At 43.4% G+C, this 16,047-nt stretch carries 15 protein-coding genes and 2 pseudogenes; 15 read left to right on the top strand and 2 right to left on the bottom strand.

Annotated features, from left to right (window positions below):
* Window positions 1-306: 306 nt before the first annotated feature.
* The 7 genes from hemA to AC075J_RS10635 all read left to right on the top strand — a co-directional run bounded on the left by hemA (window position 307) and on the right by AC075J_RS10635 (window position 8,158).
* Window positions 307-1,536, top strand: a complete 1,230-nt coding sequence (gene hemA / locus AC075J_RS10665) for a glutamyl-tRNA reductase (RefSeq protein ID WP_019161306.1) — start codon at window positions 307-309, stop codon at window positions 1,534-1,536.
* Window positions 1,526-2,023: a precorrin-2 dehydrogenase/sirohydrochlorin ferrochelatase family protein gene (locus AC075J_RS10660; RefSeq protein WP_022381476.1), complete on the top strand. Its 498-nt coding sequence runs from the start codon at window positions 1,526-1,528 to the stop codon at window positions 2,021-2,023. Before hemA ends, AC075J_RS10660 begins: the two co-directional genes overlap by 11 nt.
* On the top strand, window positions 2,001-2,921 hold the full coding sequence (gene hemC / locus AC075J_RS10655) for a hydroxymethylbilane synthase (RefSeq protein ID WP_330381260.1): 921 nt from the start codon (window positions 2,001-2,003) through the stop codon (window positions 2,919-2,921). Before AC075J_RS10660 ends, hemC begins: the two co-directional genes overlap by 23 nt.
* A 48-nt stretch (window positions 2,922-2,969) precedes the next feature.
* Complete coding sequence (cobA, locus tag AC075J_RS10650) at window positions 2,970-4,475, top strand: uroporphyrinogen-III C-methyltransferase (protein ID WP_022381478.1); 1,506 nt, start codon at window positions 2,970-2,972, stop codon at window positions 4,473-4,475.
* A 60-nt stretch (window positions 4,476-4,535) separates the two neighbouring features.
* Entirely contained in the window at window positions 4,536-5,519 is a 984-nt protein-coding gene (gene hemB / locus AC075J_RS10645) for a porphobilinogen synthase (protein ID WP_008704753.1), read from the top strand.
* The gene (hemL, locus tag AC075J_RS10640) at window positions 5,519-6,796 is read left to right on the top strand and encodes a glutamate-1-semialdehyde 2,1-aminomutase (RefSeq protein ID WP_022381480.1); all 1,278 of its coding nucleotides are present in this window, start codon (window positions 5,519-5,521) and stop codon (window positions 6,794-6,796) included. Before hemB ends, hemL begins: the two co-directional genes overlap by 1 nt.
* Window positions 6,797-7,090: 294 nt before the next feature.
* Window positions 7,091-8,158 (top strand): lactonase family protein, encoded by a 1,068-nt coding sequence (locus AC075J_RS10635; protein ID WP_008704751.1) that lies wholly within the window; start codon window positions 7,091-7,093, stop codon window positions 8,156-8,158.
* A 111-nt stretch (window positions 8,159-8,269) separates the two neighbouring features.
* Here the strand turns inward: AC075J_RS10635 and aroC are convergent, their stop codons facing one another.
* Complete coding sequence (gene aroC, locus AC075J_RS10630) at window positions 8,270-9,364, bottom strand: chorismate synthase (RefSeq protein ID WP_008704750.1); 1,095 nt, start codon at window positions 9,362-9,364, stop codon at window positions 8,270-8,272.
* Between aroC and AC075J_RS10625 the strand changes: the two are divergent.
* Window positions 9,365-9,469 (top strand): annotated as a pseudogene (locus tag AC075J_RS10625) (DUF6783 domain-containing protein); the annotation flags it as partial.
* Here the strand turns inward: AC075J_RS10625 and AC075J_RS10620 are convergent.
* The gene (locus tag AC075J_RS10620) at window positions 9,461-9,589 is read right to left on the bottom strand and encodes a DUF6783 domain-containing protein (protein ID WP_349826391.1); all 129 of its coding nucleotides are present in this window, start codon (window positions 9,587-9,589) and stop codon (window positions 9,461-9,463) included. The pseudogene AC075J_RS10625 and the gene AC075J_RS10620 sit on opposite strands and share 9 nt — an antisense overlap.
* A 190-nt stretch (window positions 9,590-9,779) precedes the next feature.
* On the opposite strand from AC075J_RS10620, the gene AC075J_RS10615 reads away from it, so the two are divergent.
* The 7 genes and pseudogenes from AC075J_RS10615 to AC075J_RS10585 form a co-directional block, all read left to right on the top strand.
* A complete protein-coding gene (locus AC075J_RS10615) occupies window positions 9,780-10,721 on the top strand; it encodes a magnesium transporter CorA family protein (protein ID WP_020993736.1) in 942 nt (313 codons plus the stop codon).
* A gap of 114 nt (window positions 10,722-10,835) precedes the next feature.
* Window positions 10,836-11,714, top strand: coding sequence for an acyltransferase family protein (locus tag AC075J_RS10610; protein ID WP_022381481.1), 879 nt, complete (start codon window positions 10,836-10,838; stop codon window positions 11,712-11,714).
* Between the two features lie 17 nt (window positions 11,715-11,731).
* On the top strand, window positions 11,732-13,012 hold the full coding sequence (locus tag AC075J_RS10605) for a diaminopimelate decarboxylase (RefSeq protein ID WP_008704744.1): 1,281 nt from the start codon (window positions 11,732-11,734) through the stop codon (window positions 13,010-13,012).
* 187 nt (window positions 13,013-13,199) lie between these two features.
* Entirely contained in the window at window positions 13,200-13,415 is a 216-nt protein-coding gene (locus AC075J_RS10600; RefSeq protein WP_022381482.1) for a hypothetical protein, read from the top strand.
* A gap of 4 nt (window positions 13,416-13,419) precedes the next feature.
* Complete coding sequence (locus AC075J_RS10595; RefSeq protein ID WP_022381483.1) at window positions 13,420-14,901, top strand: glycerophosphodiester phosphodiesterase family protein; 1,482 nt, start codon at window positions 13,420-13,422, stop codon at window positions 14,899-14,901.
* A gap of 156 nt (window positions 14,902-15,057) precedes the next feature.
* Window positions 15,058-15,840: pseudogene (locus tag AC075J_RS10590) on the top strand (leucine-rich repeat protein); the annotation flags it as partial.
* A 13-nt stretch (window positions 15,841-15,853) separates the two neighbouring features.
* A partial coding sequence (locus tag AC075J_RS10585) for a leucine-rich repeat protein (RefSeq protein ID WP_476390314.1) occupies window positions 15,854-16,047 on the top strand: 194 nt, incomplete at its 3' end.

Below are 16,047 nucleotides of genomic sequence, written 5' to 3'. Positions count from 1 at the left end.
TTTAGTTACTGTTCACTCCGTTCACAGTAACTTAGCCAAAATTCATTCCAGATTGCCTGCGGCAATGGAATTTTGGCTTGTATGTCTCGGGATAGTGGTATGTGAACAGTAACATCCTTTACTCTAATGCTGAGTTTTTTCCGTGTTTACAATTGACATCTTAACAGGAAATGATTATGATATCTCTGACAGTGCTTTTTAGCTGTCCGGATTTCTTATCAAATCAAATACCCTGTTGCCAGTGGGATATTTGATTTGATATGAAATGAATGAGGAATGGTGAAATACGAAGGAGAGTTAGAAGTTATGAGTATTTCCATGATTGGAATTGACCATAATATGGCACCGGTGGATATTCGTGCGAAATTTGCATTTACAAAGAAAAATGCCGGTGAAGCAATGGAAAAAATAAAGAATCAAAATGGAATATATGGATGCGTGATCCTGTCCACCTGTAACCGCCTGGAGGTCTGGGCAAGTGTGGATGATGAGGTGGATGTCTGTCTTTATGACTGCCTCTGCAGGATAAAGGGAATTACTGAGGATTCTTACAGACAATATTTTGTAGAGCGTAAGGATCAGGAGGCAGTTGAGCATCTTTTTTATCTTACCAGTGGTCTGAAATCACAGATCATAGGGGAGGATCAGATCCTTACACAGGTGAAGGATGCCCTGAATCTGGCAAGAGAGAATTTTGCGGCAGATGGTGTTTTGGAGGTTCTGTTCAGAATGGCTGCCACAGCAGGAAAGAGAATTAAGACAGAGGTTCCTTTTTCCCATGGAAATCCGTCAGTGATCCATCAGGCCATCGGATTTCTGGCAGAGAAGGGGTATTCTCTCAGGGATAAGACCTGTATGGTCATCGGTAACGGTGAGATGGGCAAGGTGGCTGCTCAGGCCTTGCAGGAGGCAGGTGCAGATGTAACAGTGACCATCCGTCAGTACAGAAGCGGAGTTGTGAATATTCCGCTGGGCTGCAAGCGTATTAATTACGGTGACAGAATGGAGTATATGCCACAGTGTGATCTTGTAGTAAGTGCAACTGCAAGCCCGAATTTTACATTAAAAGAAGAATTGTTCCAGGGAATCAGGACAAAGGATGACCTGATCCTGATCGATCTGGCAGTTCCCAGAGATATAGAGCCATCTGTTGGAAAAATCCAGGGGGTCACACTTTATGACATGGACAGCTTCCGTATAGAGGAAGTTCCTGCAGAGCTTCAGGAAAATCTGGAGGCAGCAGGCGCGATCGTAAGAGAGCAGATGGATGAATTTTTCCAATGGCTGGATGGAAGAGACCTGATCCCAAGAATTCAGGATATTAAAGATGAGGCAGTCAATGACCTGAATTTAAGGATTGCAAAGATATTAAAGAAAACACCTATGGAAGAGGATGACAGGCAGAATCTGGTCCATGCAGTGGATACGGCAGCAGGAAAAGTAGTAAATAAACTGATCTTTGGTCTGCGTGACAGTCTGAATCAGGAGATTTTCCTTGAGTGTGTGGCAGGACTGGAGAAAATATATGAAGAATAAGCCGTATTTTCCAATGTTTATAGACTTATCAGATAAGAATATCGTGGTTGTAGGCGGCGGAAACATTGCAACTCGTCGAGTGAAAACCCTTTTATCATTCACCAGAAATATCAGAGTCATTGCTCCGAAGGTCACCATGGAGATGATGGAGCTTGGCAAAGCCGGCTATGTAGAGCTGATCACACGTCCGGTGAAGCGTACAGATTTTGCGATGGCATATATGGTGATCGCAGCTACCAATGACAGAAAGTTAAATGATGAGATCCACAGGATCTGCAGGCAGGAAGGCGTTTATGTTAATGTAGCCAGTGACAGGGAGCAGTGCGATTTTTATTTCCCGGGAATTTATATGGAAGAGGGACTGGTAGTGGGAATTACAGCCAGTGGTCTGGACCATAAAAAAGCGCGCAGGATAAGAGAAGAGATCCAGAATGCCCTGGAGAGGGTTGCGCAGGAAGATGATAATGAGGAGGAGAATGATGACTGAGGTGATCATTGGAAGCAGAGAGAGTAAGCTGGCAGTTCTCCAGAGTGAGATGGTAAAAAGTTACATAGAGCAGAAAAACCGTGAAAAAAATGCCGGCTCTGAAATAACAGTAAATATCCTGACTATGAAAACAACAGGAGATATTATTCTGGACCGTACTTTGGATAAGGTGGGCGGAAAAGGATTGTTTGTAAAAGAACTGGACAGGGCATTGCTGGATGGTAAAAGCAATCTGTCTGTACACAGTCTTAAGGATATGCCTATGGAGGTGCCGGAAGAGCTTCCGCTTCTGGCCTTTTCAAAGCGTGAGGATCCAAGAGATGTACTGGTGCTTCCTGAGGGAGTGGCGGAGCTGGATCCGGATAAACCTCTGGGATGTTCCAGCTTAAGGAGAACTCTTCAGTTAAAGAAGCTGTATCCTGAGATGGAGGTAAAGAGTATCCGTGGAAATCTGCAGACAAGGCTTCGCAAGCTGGATGAAGGAGAGTATTCAGGGCTGATCCTGGCAGCGGCAGGTCTGAAACGACTGGGGCTGGAAAACAGGATCAGCAGATATTTTACACCGGATGAGATGATTCCTTCAGCAGGTCAGGGGATCCTGGCTGTGCAGGGACGCAAAGGTGAGGATTATGGGTATCTGGACGGATACTGTGACAGGGATGCCTGGCTTGCAGGAACTGCAGAGCGCGCATATGTAAAATATCTGGACGGAGGATGTTCTTCGCCTGTAGCTGCATTTGCAGAGGTGGGCGGAGATGAGATCTTTATCCGCGGTTTATATTACAGTGAAGCTACAGGAAAGTGGCTTACAGGTCAGATCAGAGGTGCAGCAGAGGATGGAGAGAAGCTTGGAACAGCTCTTGCAAAGCAATTGAAATCTGACTGTGAGGGAAGATAAAAAAAATTATAAAAAGAAAATTCTTGTGACGCAAAAAGGAGAAGAAACATGGCAGCTGGCAAGGTTTGGCTGGTTGGTGCAGGACCGGGTGATATCGGGCTTTTTACATTAAAGGGCGCAGCGGTTCTGCAGCAGGCAGATGTGGTAGTATATGACAGTCTGGTGGGCGAAGGGGTTCTGGCAAAGATCCCGGAGCATGCCAGACTGATTAATGTAGGTAAAAGAGCAAATCACCATACAATGGTGCAGGAGGATATTAATAAGGTTCTTCTGGAAGAAGCTGAAAAAGGAAATAAAGTGGTAAGGCTTAAAGGTGGAGATCCCTTTCTCTTTGGAAGAGGCGGGGAGGAATTGGAACTTCTTTCTGAGAATGGAATCCCTTATGAGATCGTGCCCGGAGTGACATCTCCGATTTCTGTTCCTGCTTACAATGGGATTCCTGTGACACACAGGGATTTCTGTTCGTCCTTACATATTATTACAGGACATAAACGCGCAGGGCAGGAGTATGATATAGATTTTAAAGCACTGACCCAGACAAAGGGAACATTGGTGTTTCTAATGGGAATTGCAGCACTGGAGGATATCTGCAAAGGACTTCTTGCAGGCGGCATGGACCCGGATATGCCGGCAGCAGTTCTTCAGAAAGGAACAACAGCAGGACAGAAGCGGGTGGTTGCTACTGTAGGTACCCTCAAGGAAGAGGTGGACAGACAGGGGATAGAGACACCTGCCATTATTGTTGTGGGAAAGGTATGTTCTCTGGCTGACAAATTTGCCTGGTACGAGAAACTTCCTCTGGCAGGCTGGAAGGTTCTGGTCACAAGACCAAGACAGCATATTTCAAAGACAGCAGATCTTCTCCGTCAGAAAGGTGCCGAGGTTCTGGAGCTGCCGTCTATCTGTACAGTACCTGTTGAGGATAATGGCAGACTGTATGAGGCATTTGAGAAACTGGATACTTATCAGTGGATCATTTTTACAAGCCCTGCAGGTGTGGAGATCTTTTTTGACGAGATGGACAGAAAAGAGATGGATGTGCGCAGCCTGGGACAGGCGAAGATCGCAGTGATCGGTGAAGGAACGAAGAAAAAGCTGAAAGAGCATCACCTGCTGGCTGATTTTGTGCCAGGTGTGTATGACGGAGATACTCTTGGGGCAGAGCTTGCAAAACAACTTCAGGGAAATGAAAAAATTCTGATCCCAAGAGCCGAAGCCGGAAATAAAAAGCTGACAGAATTGCTGGAGCAGACAGGTGCGAAGGTAGATGACATTGCTACTTACACAACCTGTTATGAAAAGAGCAGGCTGATCGATGAGAAGAAAGAGCTGGAGACAGGAAGTGTGGACTGTGTAGTATTTACCAGTGCATCCACTGTAAAGGGCTTTGTGGAAGGCACAAAGGGACTGGACTATACGAAGGTAAAAGCTGCCTGTATCGGAAAACAGACCAAAGCTGCAGCAGATGCTTATGGTATGCAGACCCGCATGGCAAAGAAGGCTACCATCGAAAGTCTCATAGAGCTTGTGGAAGAGATGAAACAGGAAAACTGATAACTATTCTGCAAAAAATGGAACAGTTATGAGAATTGTTGATAAAAGGAGCAAAAAGACATGGATTTAATTCAGAGACCAAGAAGATTAAGAGGCAGTGAAAATTTAAGAAAAATGGTAAGAGAGACAAGAATGGACAAGTCTTCCCTTATTTATCCCTTATTTGTAAAAGAGGGAACAGGAATTGAAGAAGAGATCCCTTCTATGGAAGGACAGTTCCGCTACAGTGTAGACCGTCTTCCTTTTGAACTGGAACGTCTGCAGAATGCAGGAGTAAACAGCATTATGCTGTTCGGCATCCCGGATCACAAGGATGAGGTGGGAAGCGGTGCGTACGACCCCAACGGAATCGTACAGAAAGCCCTGAGAGAAGCAAAGAAACAGTTCCCGGACATGTACTATATCACAGATGTATGTATGTGTGAGTACACTTCACACGGACATTGCGGAGTGCTCTGCGGTCATGATGTAAATAATGATGCAACACTGGAATTACTGGCTAAGACAGCTGTTTCCCATGTAGAGGCAGGCGCAGATATGGTAGCTCCCTCTGATATGATGGACGGACGTGTACGTGCTATTCGTGAGGCTCTTGATGCGAACGGACATTATGGAGCACCGATCATGTCCTATGCAGTAAAATATGCATCTGCTTTCTACGGACCATTCCGTGATGCAGCAGGTTCTGCACCGTCTTTTGGTGACAGAAAGAGCTACCAGATGGATTTCCATAACAGAAGAGAAGGAATGAAGGAAGCTCTTACGGATGTGGAAGAGGGCGCAGATATCATTATGGTAAAACCTGCCATGTCTTATCTGGATATGGTCTCTGAGGTATCAAAGGCTGTAAATGTGCCGGTTGCAACATACAGTGTAAGCGGTGAATATGCAATGGTGAAAGCAGCTGCAAAGATGGGATGGATCGATGAAGAACGTATTATGTGTGAGATGGCAGTCAGTGCATACCGTGCAGGTGCCCAGATCTATCTTACTTATTATGCAAAAGAACTTGCAAAATGCATGGATGAAGGGAGAATCGGCTGATGGGTTTATCAGAAGAATTATTTGACAGAGCGGTAAAGGTGATTCCGGGAGGAGTAAACAGTCCTGTACGTGCCTATGGCGCAATCGGTATTGCACCGAGATTTATCGACCGCGCAGACGGATGCCATATTTATGATGTTGATGGAAAAGAATATGTGGATTATATCGATTCCTGGGGACCTATGATTCTGGGCCATAATTTTCCGGAAGTAAAAGAAAGTGTACTGAAGGCATGTGAAAAGGGCCTCAGCTTCGGATGTGCAACTGCAATCGAAGTGGAGATGGCTGAATTCATCTGTGACCATATTCCACATGTGGATATGGTGCGTATGGTAAATTCCGGTACAGAGGCTGTTATGAGTGCAGTCCGTGTTGCCAGAGGATTTACAGGAAAGAATAAGATCATTAAATTTGCAGGATGCTATCATGGACACAGTGATGCCATGCTGGTAAGTGCAGGCTCCGGTGTGATGACAAGCGGTGTTCCGGACAGTGCCGGTGTGCCTAAGGGATGCACAGAGGATACCATGACTGCTGTTTATAATGATCTGGACAGTGTACGTGCACTGATGGAGCAGGCTGACGGACAGACTGCTGCTGTTATCGTGGAAGCTGTAGGCGCCAATATGGGTGTGGTTCCTCCGAAAAAGGGGTTCCTGGAAGGTCTGAGAAAGCTCTGCGATGAGTACGGCGCCCTTCTGATCTTTGACGAGGTTATCACTGGTTTCCGTCTGGCTTTTGGCGGTGCTGCAGAATATTTTGGCGTGACCCCTGATCTGGTTACCTATGGTAAGATCATCGGTGCAGGTATGCCGGTAGGCGCATACGGCGGACGCAGAGAGATTATGGAACTGGTTTCCCCTGTGGGAAAGGTTTACCAGGCCGGTACCTTAAGCGGAAATCCTATTGCAATGGCAGCAGGACTGACACAGTTAAAATACCTCTATGAGCACCAGGAAATCTATAAAGATCTGGAGGAAAAAGGAAAACGTCTCTATGGCGGTATGGAGAAAATCCTAGCAGAGAAAAATCTGCCTTACCATATCAATCACGTATCCTCCCTGGGAAGCCTGTTCTTTACAGAGCAGGAGGTTGTGGATTATACATCAGCCAAATCTTCAGATACAAAAGCTTTCTCGGAATATTTCAAGGGAATGCTTGCGCAGGGAATCCATATGGCTCCGTCACAGTTTGAGGCAATGTTTTTATCTGTTGCCCATACAGATGAGATCATAGACCAGACACTGGAGGCTGTCAGAAATTATTTTACCAAATAAACAGCAGAGCGCTTATCCGGTATAGAACTTAGCCAAAATTCATTCCAGATTGCCTGCGGCAATAGAATTTTGGCTTGTATGTGAACAGTAACGACAGTAACCCATGAACTGGAAAAAATACATAAAACTGAGTTCCGTAATCTTGTTCTGATTAGGAAAATGTGCTATAATCACCTTATCGTATGACATCGTCCGGCAATATTGGGACGAAAATATTATTGCTCGCTGACAGCAGACGGGAACAGAGTGAGCGATGATAAATAAACTTCAGGACAGCAGGAGGAAAAAAGCATTATGAGTGAAAAGAAATATGTAGCTTATGTGGGCTCTTATACACATGGCTCTTCCAGACAGGGAATCCATGTTTATGATGTTGATGTTGAGAATGGCACTCTTACAGAACGCAGCAGTGTTGAAGTAAGTAATGCATCCCACATGGCTGTTTCAAAGAATGGTAAGTATCTTTATTCTATCGAGGATGAGGGTGTTGCAGTATTTAAACGTGATAAAAATGGTGATCTGTCACGTATCAACAGTGTAAATATTGATGGAATGAGAGGCTGTTTCCTTTCTACAGATGTTGACGGTAAGTATCTTTATGTTGCCGGATATCATGACGGTAAGGTGACTGTTGTACATACTCATAAGGACGGCAGACTTGGAAGCCTGATGGATGGCGTATTCCATACAGGACTCGGAAGTGTTGCAGAGCGTAACTTCCGTCCCCATGTGAACTGTGTTCGTCCAACTCCGGATAATAAATATCTCTGTGCAGTAGATAACGGAATTGATCAGGTGAAGATTTACCGTGTCAACAAATTGCGCAATAAGCTGGAACTGGTAGACATCCTGAGATGTCCGAGAGAGAGCGGCCCGCGTATCATTCGTTTTAGCGATGATGGTAAGTTTGCTTATATTCTCTTTGAACTCAGTAATGAGATCAGGGCTTACAAATATGATGGAAGCGGTAAGGTTCCGGCGTTTGAACTGATCCAGACGATTGAGACAAGTGCGAAGAAGGATGTTCATGATACACATAATGCAGCGTCCGGTCTTTCTCTTGCAAATGATGGCAAGCATCTTTTCTGTACAACAGCAGGTGAGGATACAGTTTCCATGTTTGAGCGTGATGAGGAGACTGGTATGCTGACAAGGAAGTTTACACTTCCGATCAGTGGTGAATATCCGAAAGATCTGGTACTTTTACCGGATGATAAGCATCTGGTGCTGGCTAATCATGCAAGTAATACACTGACTACTTTTACAGTGGATTATGAGAAGAATATTATTGTGATGAACGGCAAGCCGATTAAGATTACAGAGCCAAACTGTATCAGAATCTGGCCGGTTCCGGAAGAATAACAGATTCGTTACATAGAATCAGCAATATAGGCAGATAATAAAATACCTTCATTTGAAACTGAGATCAGCTCAGAATTCAAGTGAAGGTATTTTTGCGTGGATTAATTGGAATTATTTCCGATAAAAATCCCGAACCTTATCCATCTGGGAACTCATATTGACAAAGAGCGCATCCGCCAGTGTGATTGCTGCCATAGATTCTACCACAACCACTGCTCTTGGGACAATGACCGGATCATGTCGGCCATGGATTTCCAGAGAAAGAGGTTCTTTATCTTTGGTTACGGTCTGCTGCGGCTGGCTGATGGATGGGGTTGGTTTGATATGGGCACGAAGTATGATTTCACTGCCGTCACTGATTCCTCCCATGATTCCGCCTGCGTGGTTGGAGGTTTTGATGATTTCACCGTCTTTGACTGTGAATCCATCATTGTCAGTGGAACCGTTTGAGGAAGTCACTGCAATGCCGTCACCGATTTCAACAGCCTTGACTGCACCGATGGACATCAGGGCGTGGGCAAGAAGAGCACTGAGCTTGTCAAAGACTGGCTCGCCAAGTCCGGCAGGTGTTCCGGTAATACGACATTCGATCACGCCGCCTGCACTGTCCTGATTCTTCATACATTCTTCCAGATATTCACCGGCCTTCACTGCTGCCTGTGCGTCCGGCATATAAAATGCATTCTGATGGATTTCTTCTTTATTAAAAGAAGCAATTTCAACAGGTCCGATAGATCTGGTATAGGTGCAGATTGAAATGCCAAGTTCTTCTAATATTTTAGAAGCAATGGCACCTGCTGCAACTCTTCCGATGGTTTCCCGCCCTGAAGAACGTCCACCGCCTCTGTAGTCGCGGAATCCGTATTTTTGGTCAAAAGTATAGTCTGCATGTCCGGGACGATAGGAGTATGCGATATTTCCGTAGTCTCTGGAGCGCTGATCTGTATTTCTTACCATCAGAGAAATTGGAGTTCCGGTGGTTTTGCCCTCAAAGACACCTGAGAGGATTTCTACCAGATCTCCTTCTTTACGGGCGGTGGTGTATCTGCTCTGTCCGGGTTTCCTTCTGTCGAGGAATTTCTGAATGTCCTCTTCACAGAGAGGAAGGCCTGCCGGGCATCCGTCTATCACAGCTCCGAGAGCTTTTCCGTGGGATTCCCCCCAGGTAGTTACCTTAAATTTATTTCCAAATGATGACTGGCTCATATGATTTGTATCCTTTCCTGTTATTGTATTAGAGCGTGTCTGGAAAATCATTTCCGCAATCTGCACGCCCCACTTTGCGGGATATTTCACCTGAATTCAGTTGCCATAGTTAGAGCGTGTTTGGAAAATCACTCCCGCAATCTGTACGCCCCACTTTACGGGACTTTTATAAATAAATACTACTTTATTATAGCGAAGTGTAAAAGTTTTGTAAACCGAAAGCATTGGAATTGACAAAAATTCATGTTCAAATTATAATGATGTTTGAGTCTTTGTGAAAATAAAGAGCAAACGTAACTGTTCAGTAATCTCTTGCAGAAACTCTGAATAGTTGCAGATTTATTGTTACTGAGAACAGAGTAAACAGTAACAATCTATTGAGGGGAAATCGAGAAAAAGAAGGGAAGTGTGGATCGTGGTAAGGATTTTTAAGACAATCGATGGCGCTATCCATGAAATACAGGAACCACAGGAGGGCTGTTGGATTGCGCTGACGAATCCTACGGCAACAGAAATTTTTGAAATTTCCGAGCAATTTGGGATAGAGGTGGACGATTTGCGCGCACCTTTGGATGAGGAAGAGCGTTCCCGTATAGAAGTGGAGGACAATTATACCCTTATCCTTGCAGATGTACCTGCGATTGAAGAACGTAACGAGAAGGACTGGTATGTGACCATTCCTCTTGGTATTATCGTGACTCAGAAGATGATCTTTACTGTATGTCTGGAAGACACACAGGTTCTGACAAGATTTATGGAAGGCAGGGTAAGAAACTTTTTTACCTATATGAAAACCAGATTTATTCTGCAGATTTTGTACCGTAATGCCAGCATGTATCTGAGATATCTGCGTATTATAGATAAGAAGAGCGAGCAGATTGAGGAGAAACTTCATCTGTCTACAAGAAATCAGGAATTGATGGAACTTCTGGAACTGGAGAAATCACTGGTATACTTTACCACATCTCTGCGTTCCAATGAGATGGTTCTGGAGAAACTTCTGAAGGTGGAGAGTATCAAGAAATATCCGGAGGATACAGAGCTTCTGGAGGATGTTATCATTGAGAACAAGCAGGCCATTGAGATGGCTAATATTTACAGTGGTATCCTCAGCAGTATGATGGGAACTTTTGCATCAGTTATTTCTAATAACCTGAACATTGTCATGAAGGTTCTGGCTGTTATTACCATTGTTATGAGTATTCCGACTATTGTTTTCAGTGCGTATGGTATGAACCTGAGTGCTGCGGGAATGCCGTTTTCCAGGACACCATGGGGATTTCTTATCGTTATCATCCTTTCTGTAGTGGCAAGTATCATTGCAGCGATATTTCTTTCCAGGAAGAAGTTTTTCTGATTTTGTGTCTGAACTGAGAGGCAGTTATTCGGTGCAGAATTACGCAGAGAAAGCAGATTGTGGATATCCGCTGTAACGAAAGAACGAATAGCATTTTGTGAGAAAAGGAGATTTATGAAATTTATTGACAAACTGGAACGAAAATTTGGAAATCGCGGGATTGAGAATCTTACGATTTATATTATTGTAAGTTATGTACTGGGATATGCATTGATGTATATTAATCCAGGGGCTCTTTCCATGTTGAGTTTGAATGTCTCTGAAATCCTGCATGGTCAGATATGGAGACTTGTTACATGGATTATTTATCCGCCGAGTACGTCATCTGCTTTATGGTTTGTGATTGCGATATTGTTCTTTTATTATCCGATCAGTGCATCGCTGGAACGTACATGGGGATCATTCAGATTTACTGTATATATTTTATCTGGAATGATTTTTACAGTAATTTCTGCGTTTATTTTGTATTTTATCACAGGTGGAGTGTTAGATGCTTATCTGAATGGATCACAGTTTTCAACGTATTATATCAGTTTATCTATTTTTCTGGCATATGCGCTGACATATCCGGATATGAAGGTTTTACTGTACTTTGTAATCCCGATCAAGATGAAGTGGATGGCGATTGTATATGCTGCTCTTGTGGTATATGATATTGTCAGATATTTTATGGGAGGAGCATGGTTTATGGCACTGCCGATCATCGCATCCTTACTGAACTTTATTATTTTCTTCCTTGGTACAAGAAATCTTAACAGATACAATCCGAAGGAAATCCATCGCAGAAATCAGTTTAAGAGAGCAATGGGAGAAAGTAAGACCGTTCCCTTCCCGGGTGGCAGCAAGTCAGGGGAAGTGACGAAGCACAAATGTGCAGTCTGTGGCCGTACAGAGAAAGATGATCCGAATCTGGAATTCCGTTTCTGTTCTAAATGTAACGGAAACTACGAGTATTGTCAGGATCATTTATATACACATATACACAAGAAGTAAGAGGAGAAAAGATTATTATGAAAAAAGTACCATTTGTCACCCTGGATAAACTTCAGGAAATCACCGCGCAGTTTCCTACACCTTTCCATCTTTATGATGAAAAAGGTATCCGCGAGAATGCAAAGGCAGTGAAAGAAGCATTTGCATGGAATAAGGGCTTCAAAGAATTCTTTGCTGTGAAGGCAACTCCAAATCCATTTCTGATCCAGATCCTTCAGGAGTATGGCTGTGGCTGTGACTGTTCTTCCATGACAGAGCTGATGATGTCCAAAGCAATCGGATGCAAAGAGGGAGATATCATGTTTTCTTCCAATGATACACCGGAAGAAGAATTCAAATATGCAAATGAAATCGGCGGGATCATCAATCTTGATGATATCACACATATCGAGAGCGTAGAAAGAGCCGTAGGATATATTCCGAAGGTGATCAGCTGTCGTTATAATCCGGGCGGAGTGTTTAAGATCAGCAACGATATTATGGACAACCCCGGAGATGCCAAATATGGTATGACAACAGAGCAGATTTTTGAAGCATTCAAGATCCTGAAGGAAAAAGGTGCCGAGGAATTCGGTATCCATGCATTCCTTGCAAGCAATACTGTGACAAATGAGTATTATCCGATGCTGGCGAAAGAGATGTTTGAAATGGCAGTGAAACTTCAGAAGGAGACAGGCGCTCATGTGAAGTTTATCAACCTTTCCGGTGGTGTTGGAATCGCTTACAAACCAGATCAGACTCCGAATGATATCAGAGAGATCGGTGAGGGTGTCCGCAAAGTATACGAAGAAGTACTTGTTCCGGCCGGAATGGGTGATGTTGCAATCTATACAGAGATGGGACGTTTCATGATGGGACCGTATGGCTGCCTGGTAACTAAGGCAATCCATGAGAAGCATACTCATAAAGAATATATTGGTGTGGATGCGTGTGCTGTAAACCTGATGCGTCCGGCAATGTATGGCGCATACCATCACATCACTGTTATGGGAAAAGAAGACCAGCCATGTGATCATATGTATGATGTGACAGGTTCTCTCTGCGAAAACAATGATAAGTTTGCAATTGACCGCTATCTTCCGAAGGTTGATATGGGAGATCTTCTTGTGATCCATGATACAGGAGCTCATGGTTTTGCCATGGGATATAACTACAATGGTAAACTGAAATCTTCTGAGATCCTTCTCCATGAAGATGGAAGTTTCGAGATGATCCGCCGTGCCGAGACACCGAAGGATTATTTCGCAACATTTGACTGCTTCCCGATTTATGAGAAATTACTGGAAGATATGGAATAATGCTGTGATTATTCTGTAATTTACTATCTTGTGGTATTGCCGGGGCAGATATGACATAAAAACACACAAAAAGAAAGGTACTGATCTGTGCATGATGCTGGAAGGTTAGTGCCTTTCGTTTTGCATGGAGAAACAGTGATTTCAGAAGAATGTACTGTAAAAATTTTGTCTGTTCGGAGGTAGACATATGATTAAATATGAATATGAAACAGGAATGTGTAAACAGCTGCATTACAATGGTCTGTGGAGTGTACAATATGAGGGTGTTCCCGGACATTTTAAAAAAGTAAAGATGGTCTGTCCCTGCATCAGAGACGAATGTGATCAGGATTGTGAAGTGTTTAGGAACATACCGGAAATAAAAGCAGCAGATCAGGAATGGCATATGAGAGATGAGAGATAGAATAATGGGAGATAAGAAAAAAGAATACAGAGACAAAAGAACAGGCATGCAGACTGTAAGGTCTGCCATATTTGCTATTGTGCTTATAATTACAGGTTTTATCAGTATAATATATGTGGCAGATAATACTTATGCAGCAGACGAATATCGAGTGCATAAATCTGAGGTGGTTGTAAAGACCGGTGCCACTTATACAGTAAAGATCCTGAATCATGATACAAAAGTGAGTCCAAAGAAGTTTAAATGGACCAGCAGTAACTCAAAATGTGCAAAGGTTATAAATGGCAGGATATATGGTTTAAAGCCCGGACAGGCAACGATCACAGCACAGATGAGTGGACTGAAAGTAAACTGCGAGGTTTTTGTCTGTAATAAAACGGAAACAGTTCTTTTTAAGAAATACAAAAAACAGGTGAAAGTAACAGCAGGAAAGACAGTTATTCTGGAGCCGCAGAAGTATGGAAAAAGGCTGACTTATACTTCTTCTGATAAAACGGTGGCAACTGTATCAAAGAAAGGAAAAGTTACTGCAAAAAAGGCGGGAAATGTCAAAATCACCAGTGTTTCTTATGGTACTGACAGATATGTATCAGAGATAGAAGTGATCGTCCTGCCGGCAGCGTCAGAAACTCCGGAAATTACGCCTACACTGACGCCGGATGAACCAGCACCATCTGTGACCCCGGAGCCGACGGTAACGGTCACGCCAACTCCGAAAATCACACCTGCACCGGAAGATGAAGAAAAGTTCCGGAAACCCCTGGATGGAGTTACTCATTATATTTTGCACAGAGGTGAACAGACAGCAGCACCTGAGAATTCCATGCCTGCCTTTGAGACGGCAGGACGCAATGGGGCGGAGTTTGTGGAGACAGATGTGAGAGAGACCGCAGATGGAGTTCTGGTTGTCTCTCATGATGATTCTTTGTTGCGGATGTGCGGGGAGGACAGGTTTATTTCAGAGATGACTTATGAGGAGATAAAGCAGTATCCGATTATAAATGGAAGAAATGCTTCGCAGTATCCGGATAATCTTATTCCTACACTGGAACAGTATATTGCATGCTGCAATAAGTACTCTGTGACGCCGGTGATTGAAATAAAGTCAATCCGTACGGAAGAAGCCATGAATTTGTTCATGCAGCTTCTGACTGAATCACAGAAAGAGCCGGTACTCATCTGTTTTCGCATAGAAACACTTGGTAAACTGCGTGAGATGGGATTTACAGGAAAAATGCAGTGGATCCGTACAGTGCGCATGAATGCTTCTATGATACAGCAGTGTAAGAAATATGATCTGGACATAAGTGCAGAGTATAAAAATATCAGTATGAATGATATCAACAATGCTCATCAGAATGGAATCCGCATATCCGTATGGCTTTGCCGGAATGAGGATATGGTAGACATTTTCAGGAAAATGGGTGCGGATTATATCACGTATGAGAGGTGGAATACAGATGAAGTAAAAATACGACAGGATTAGCAGAAAATCAAGGTAGACATTTAGCAGAAAAATAAGTAAAATACAAGATGTAGATATAAATTGTAAGCAGAACAGTAACAGTTCACTATTGCTATAAGAAAGGACTGAACAGTTGTATATATTTGATATACTGCTGAAAAAGAGGAGGAGAGAGTAATGAAAAAAATAGCAGCTATGGTGCTGGCAGGTGTTCTGGCAGCAGTTCCGGTCAGTACGACCGGTGCAGCGGAATTTCAGGATGGAGCAGATACACAGAATTTCATCTGGGCAGCCGGAGAGGAAACTTCAACAGACACAGATGAAAGCAAAGGGGTAAGTGCAAATGACAGTGTCGTTGAAGGACTTGACAAACCTTTGGTTTTCTATCCCAACACTTACTATAAATTTAATGTGACCGGTGCCGGAACGCAGAATACGAATCCTGTTGAGGGAGATGTCAGATGGACACCATTATACTGGAGTCTTTCTCTCAAACCGCAGGAAAGCGATATTCACAGGAAATGGGAAATCGGTTCTGCAAAGGGTATTTATACAAAGGTGGAACGTGCATACAATATATATGTCTTTTTCCAGAGAGAAGAATATACAGGAGGTATATGGGAGAAAAACGATATTGTACAACCTGTGAGATATCAGTTCAATGCAGCTCCGTTAACTGAACAGGGTGGAAGCTATAAGTACCTGATAGGTGGAATTGGCTATAAGATTTTGAATGAAAGAGAAGTAAGCGTTACAGGTCTTGCTGCGGAATATAATGTGATACAGATTCCGGCTACAGTTGTGATCAATGATAAAGTTTATAAAGTAACTACAATTGACAAGAATGCCTTCAGCGGGAACAAAGAAATTACAGATGTTATTTTTGGAAATAATGTAACAACGATTGGAAAATATGCGTTCAGCCAGTGCCCGAATCTGCGGAACATAAGATTTGGTAGCAGAGTAAAAAAGAATTGGCAGCAACGCATTTGCACAGTGTACAAAACTGCGAAATTTCATACTTCCTGCCAGTGTCAGACATATAGATGCCAGAGCTTTTTACCAGTGCCCGGCAGTCAAAGTGATCAGGATCAACAGTACAGCACTGAACTATGTTGGAAAAAAAGCTTTTGCGGTCAACAAAAAGCGGAAAGACGGCAGCACATG

This window comes from Blautia sp. ZXY-1-C6 (assembly GCF_056339875.1).
The sequence above is the reverse complement of the archived record's forward strand: the minus strand, read 5'-3'. Positions and strand labels throughout refer to the sequence as shown.

Coding starts and splice junctions, on each gene's coding strand:
- AC075J_RS10635 (WP_008704751.1), top strand. CDS start 7,091: ATGAGTGAAAAGAAATATGTAGCTTATGTGGGCTCTTATACACATGGC.
- aroC (WP_008704750.1), bottom strand. CDS start 9,364: ATGAGCCAGTCATCATTTGGAAATAAATTTAAGGTAACTACCTGGGGG.
- AC075J_RS10610 (WP_022381481.1), top strand. CDS start 10,836: ATGAAATTTATTGACAAACTGGAACGAAAATTTGGAAATCGCGGGATT.
- hemL (WP_022381480.1), top strand. CDS start 5,519: ATGGGTTTATCAGAAGAATTATTTGACAGAGCGGTAAAGGTGATTCCG.
- AC075J_RS10600 (WP_022381482.1), top strand. CDS start 13,200: ATGATTAAATATGAATATGAAACAGGAATGTGTAAACAGCTGCATTAC.
- AC075J_RS10605 (WP_008704744.1), top strand. CDS start 11,732: ATGAAAAAAGTACCATTTGTCACCCTGGATAAACTTCAGGAAATCACC.
- cobA (WP_022381478.1), top strand. CDS start 2,970: ATGGCAGCTGGCAAGGTTTGGCTGGTTGGTGCAGGACCGGGTGATATC.
- AC075J_RS10595 (WP_022381483.1), top strand. CDS start 13,420: ATGGGAGATAAGAAAAAAGAATACAGAGACAAAAGAACAGGCATGCAG.
- hemB (WP_008704753.1), top strand. CDS start 4,536: ATGGATTTAATTCAGAGACCAAGAAGATTAAGAGGCAGTGAAAATTTA.
- AC075J_RS10620 (WP_349826391.1), bottom strand. CDS start 9,589: ATGCTTTCGGTTTACAAAACTTTTACACTTCGCTATAATAAAGTAGTA.
- hemC (WP_330381260.1), top strand. CDS start 2,001: ATGAGGAGGAGAATGATGACTGAGGTGATCATTGGAAGCAGAGAGAGT.
- AC075J_RS10660 (WP_022381476.1), top strand. CDS start 1,526: ATGAAGAATAAGCCGTATTTTCCAATGTTTATAGACTTATCAGATAAG.
- hemA (WP_019161306.1), top strand. CDS start 307: ATGAGTATTTCCATGATTGGAATTGACCATAATATGGCACCGGTGGAT.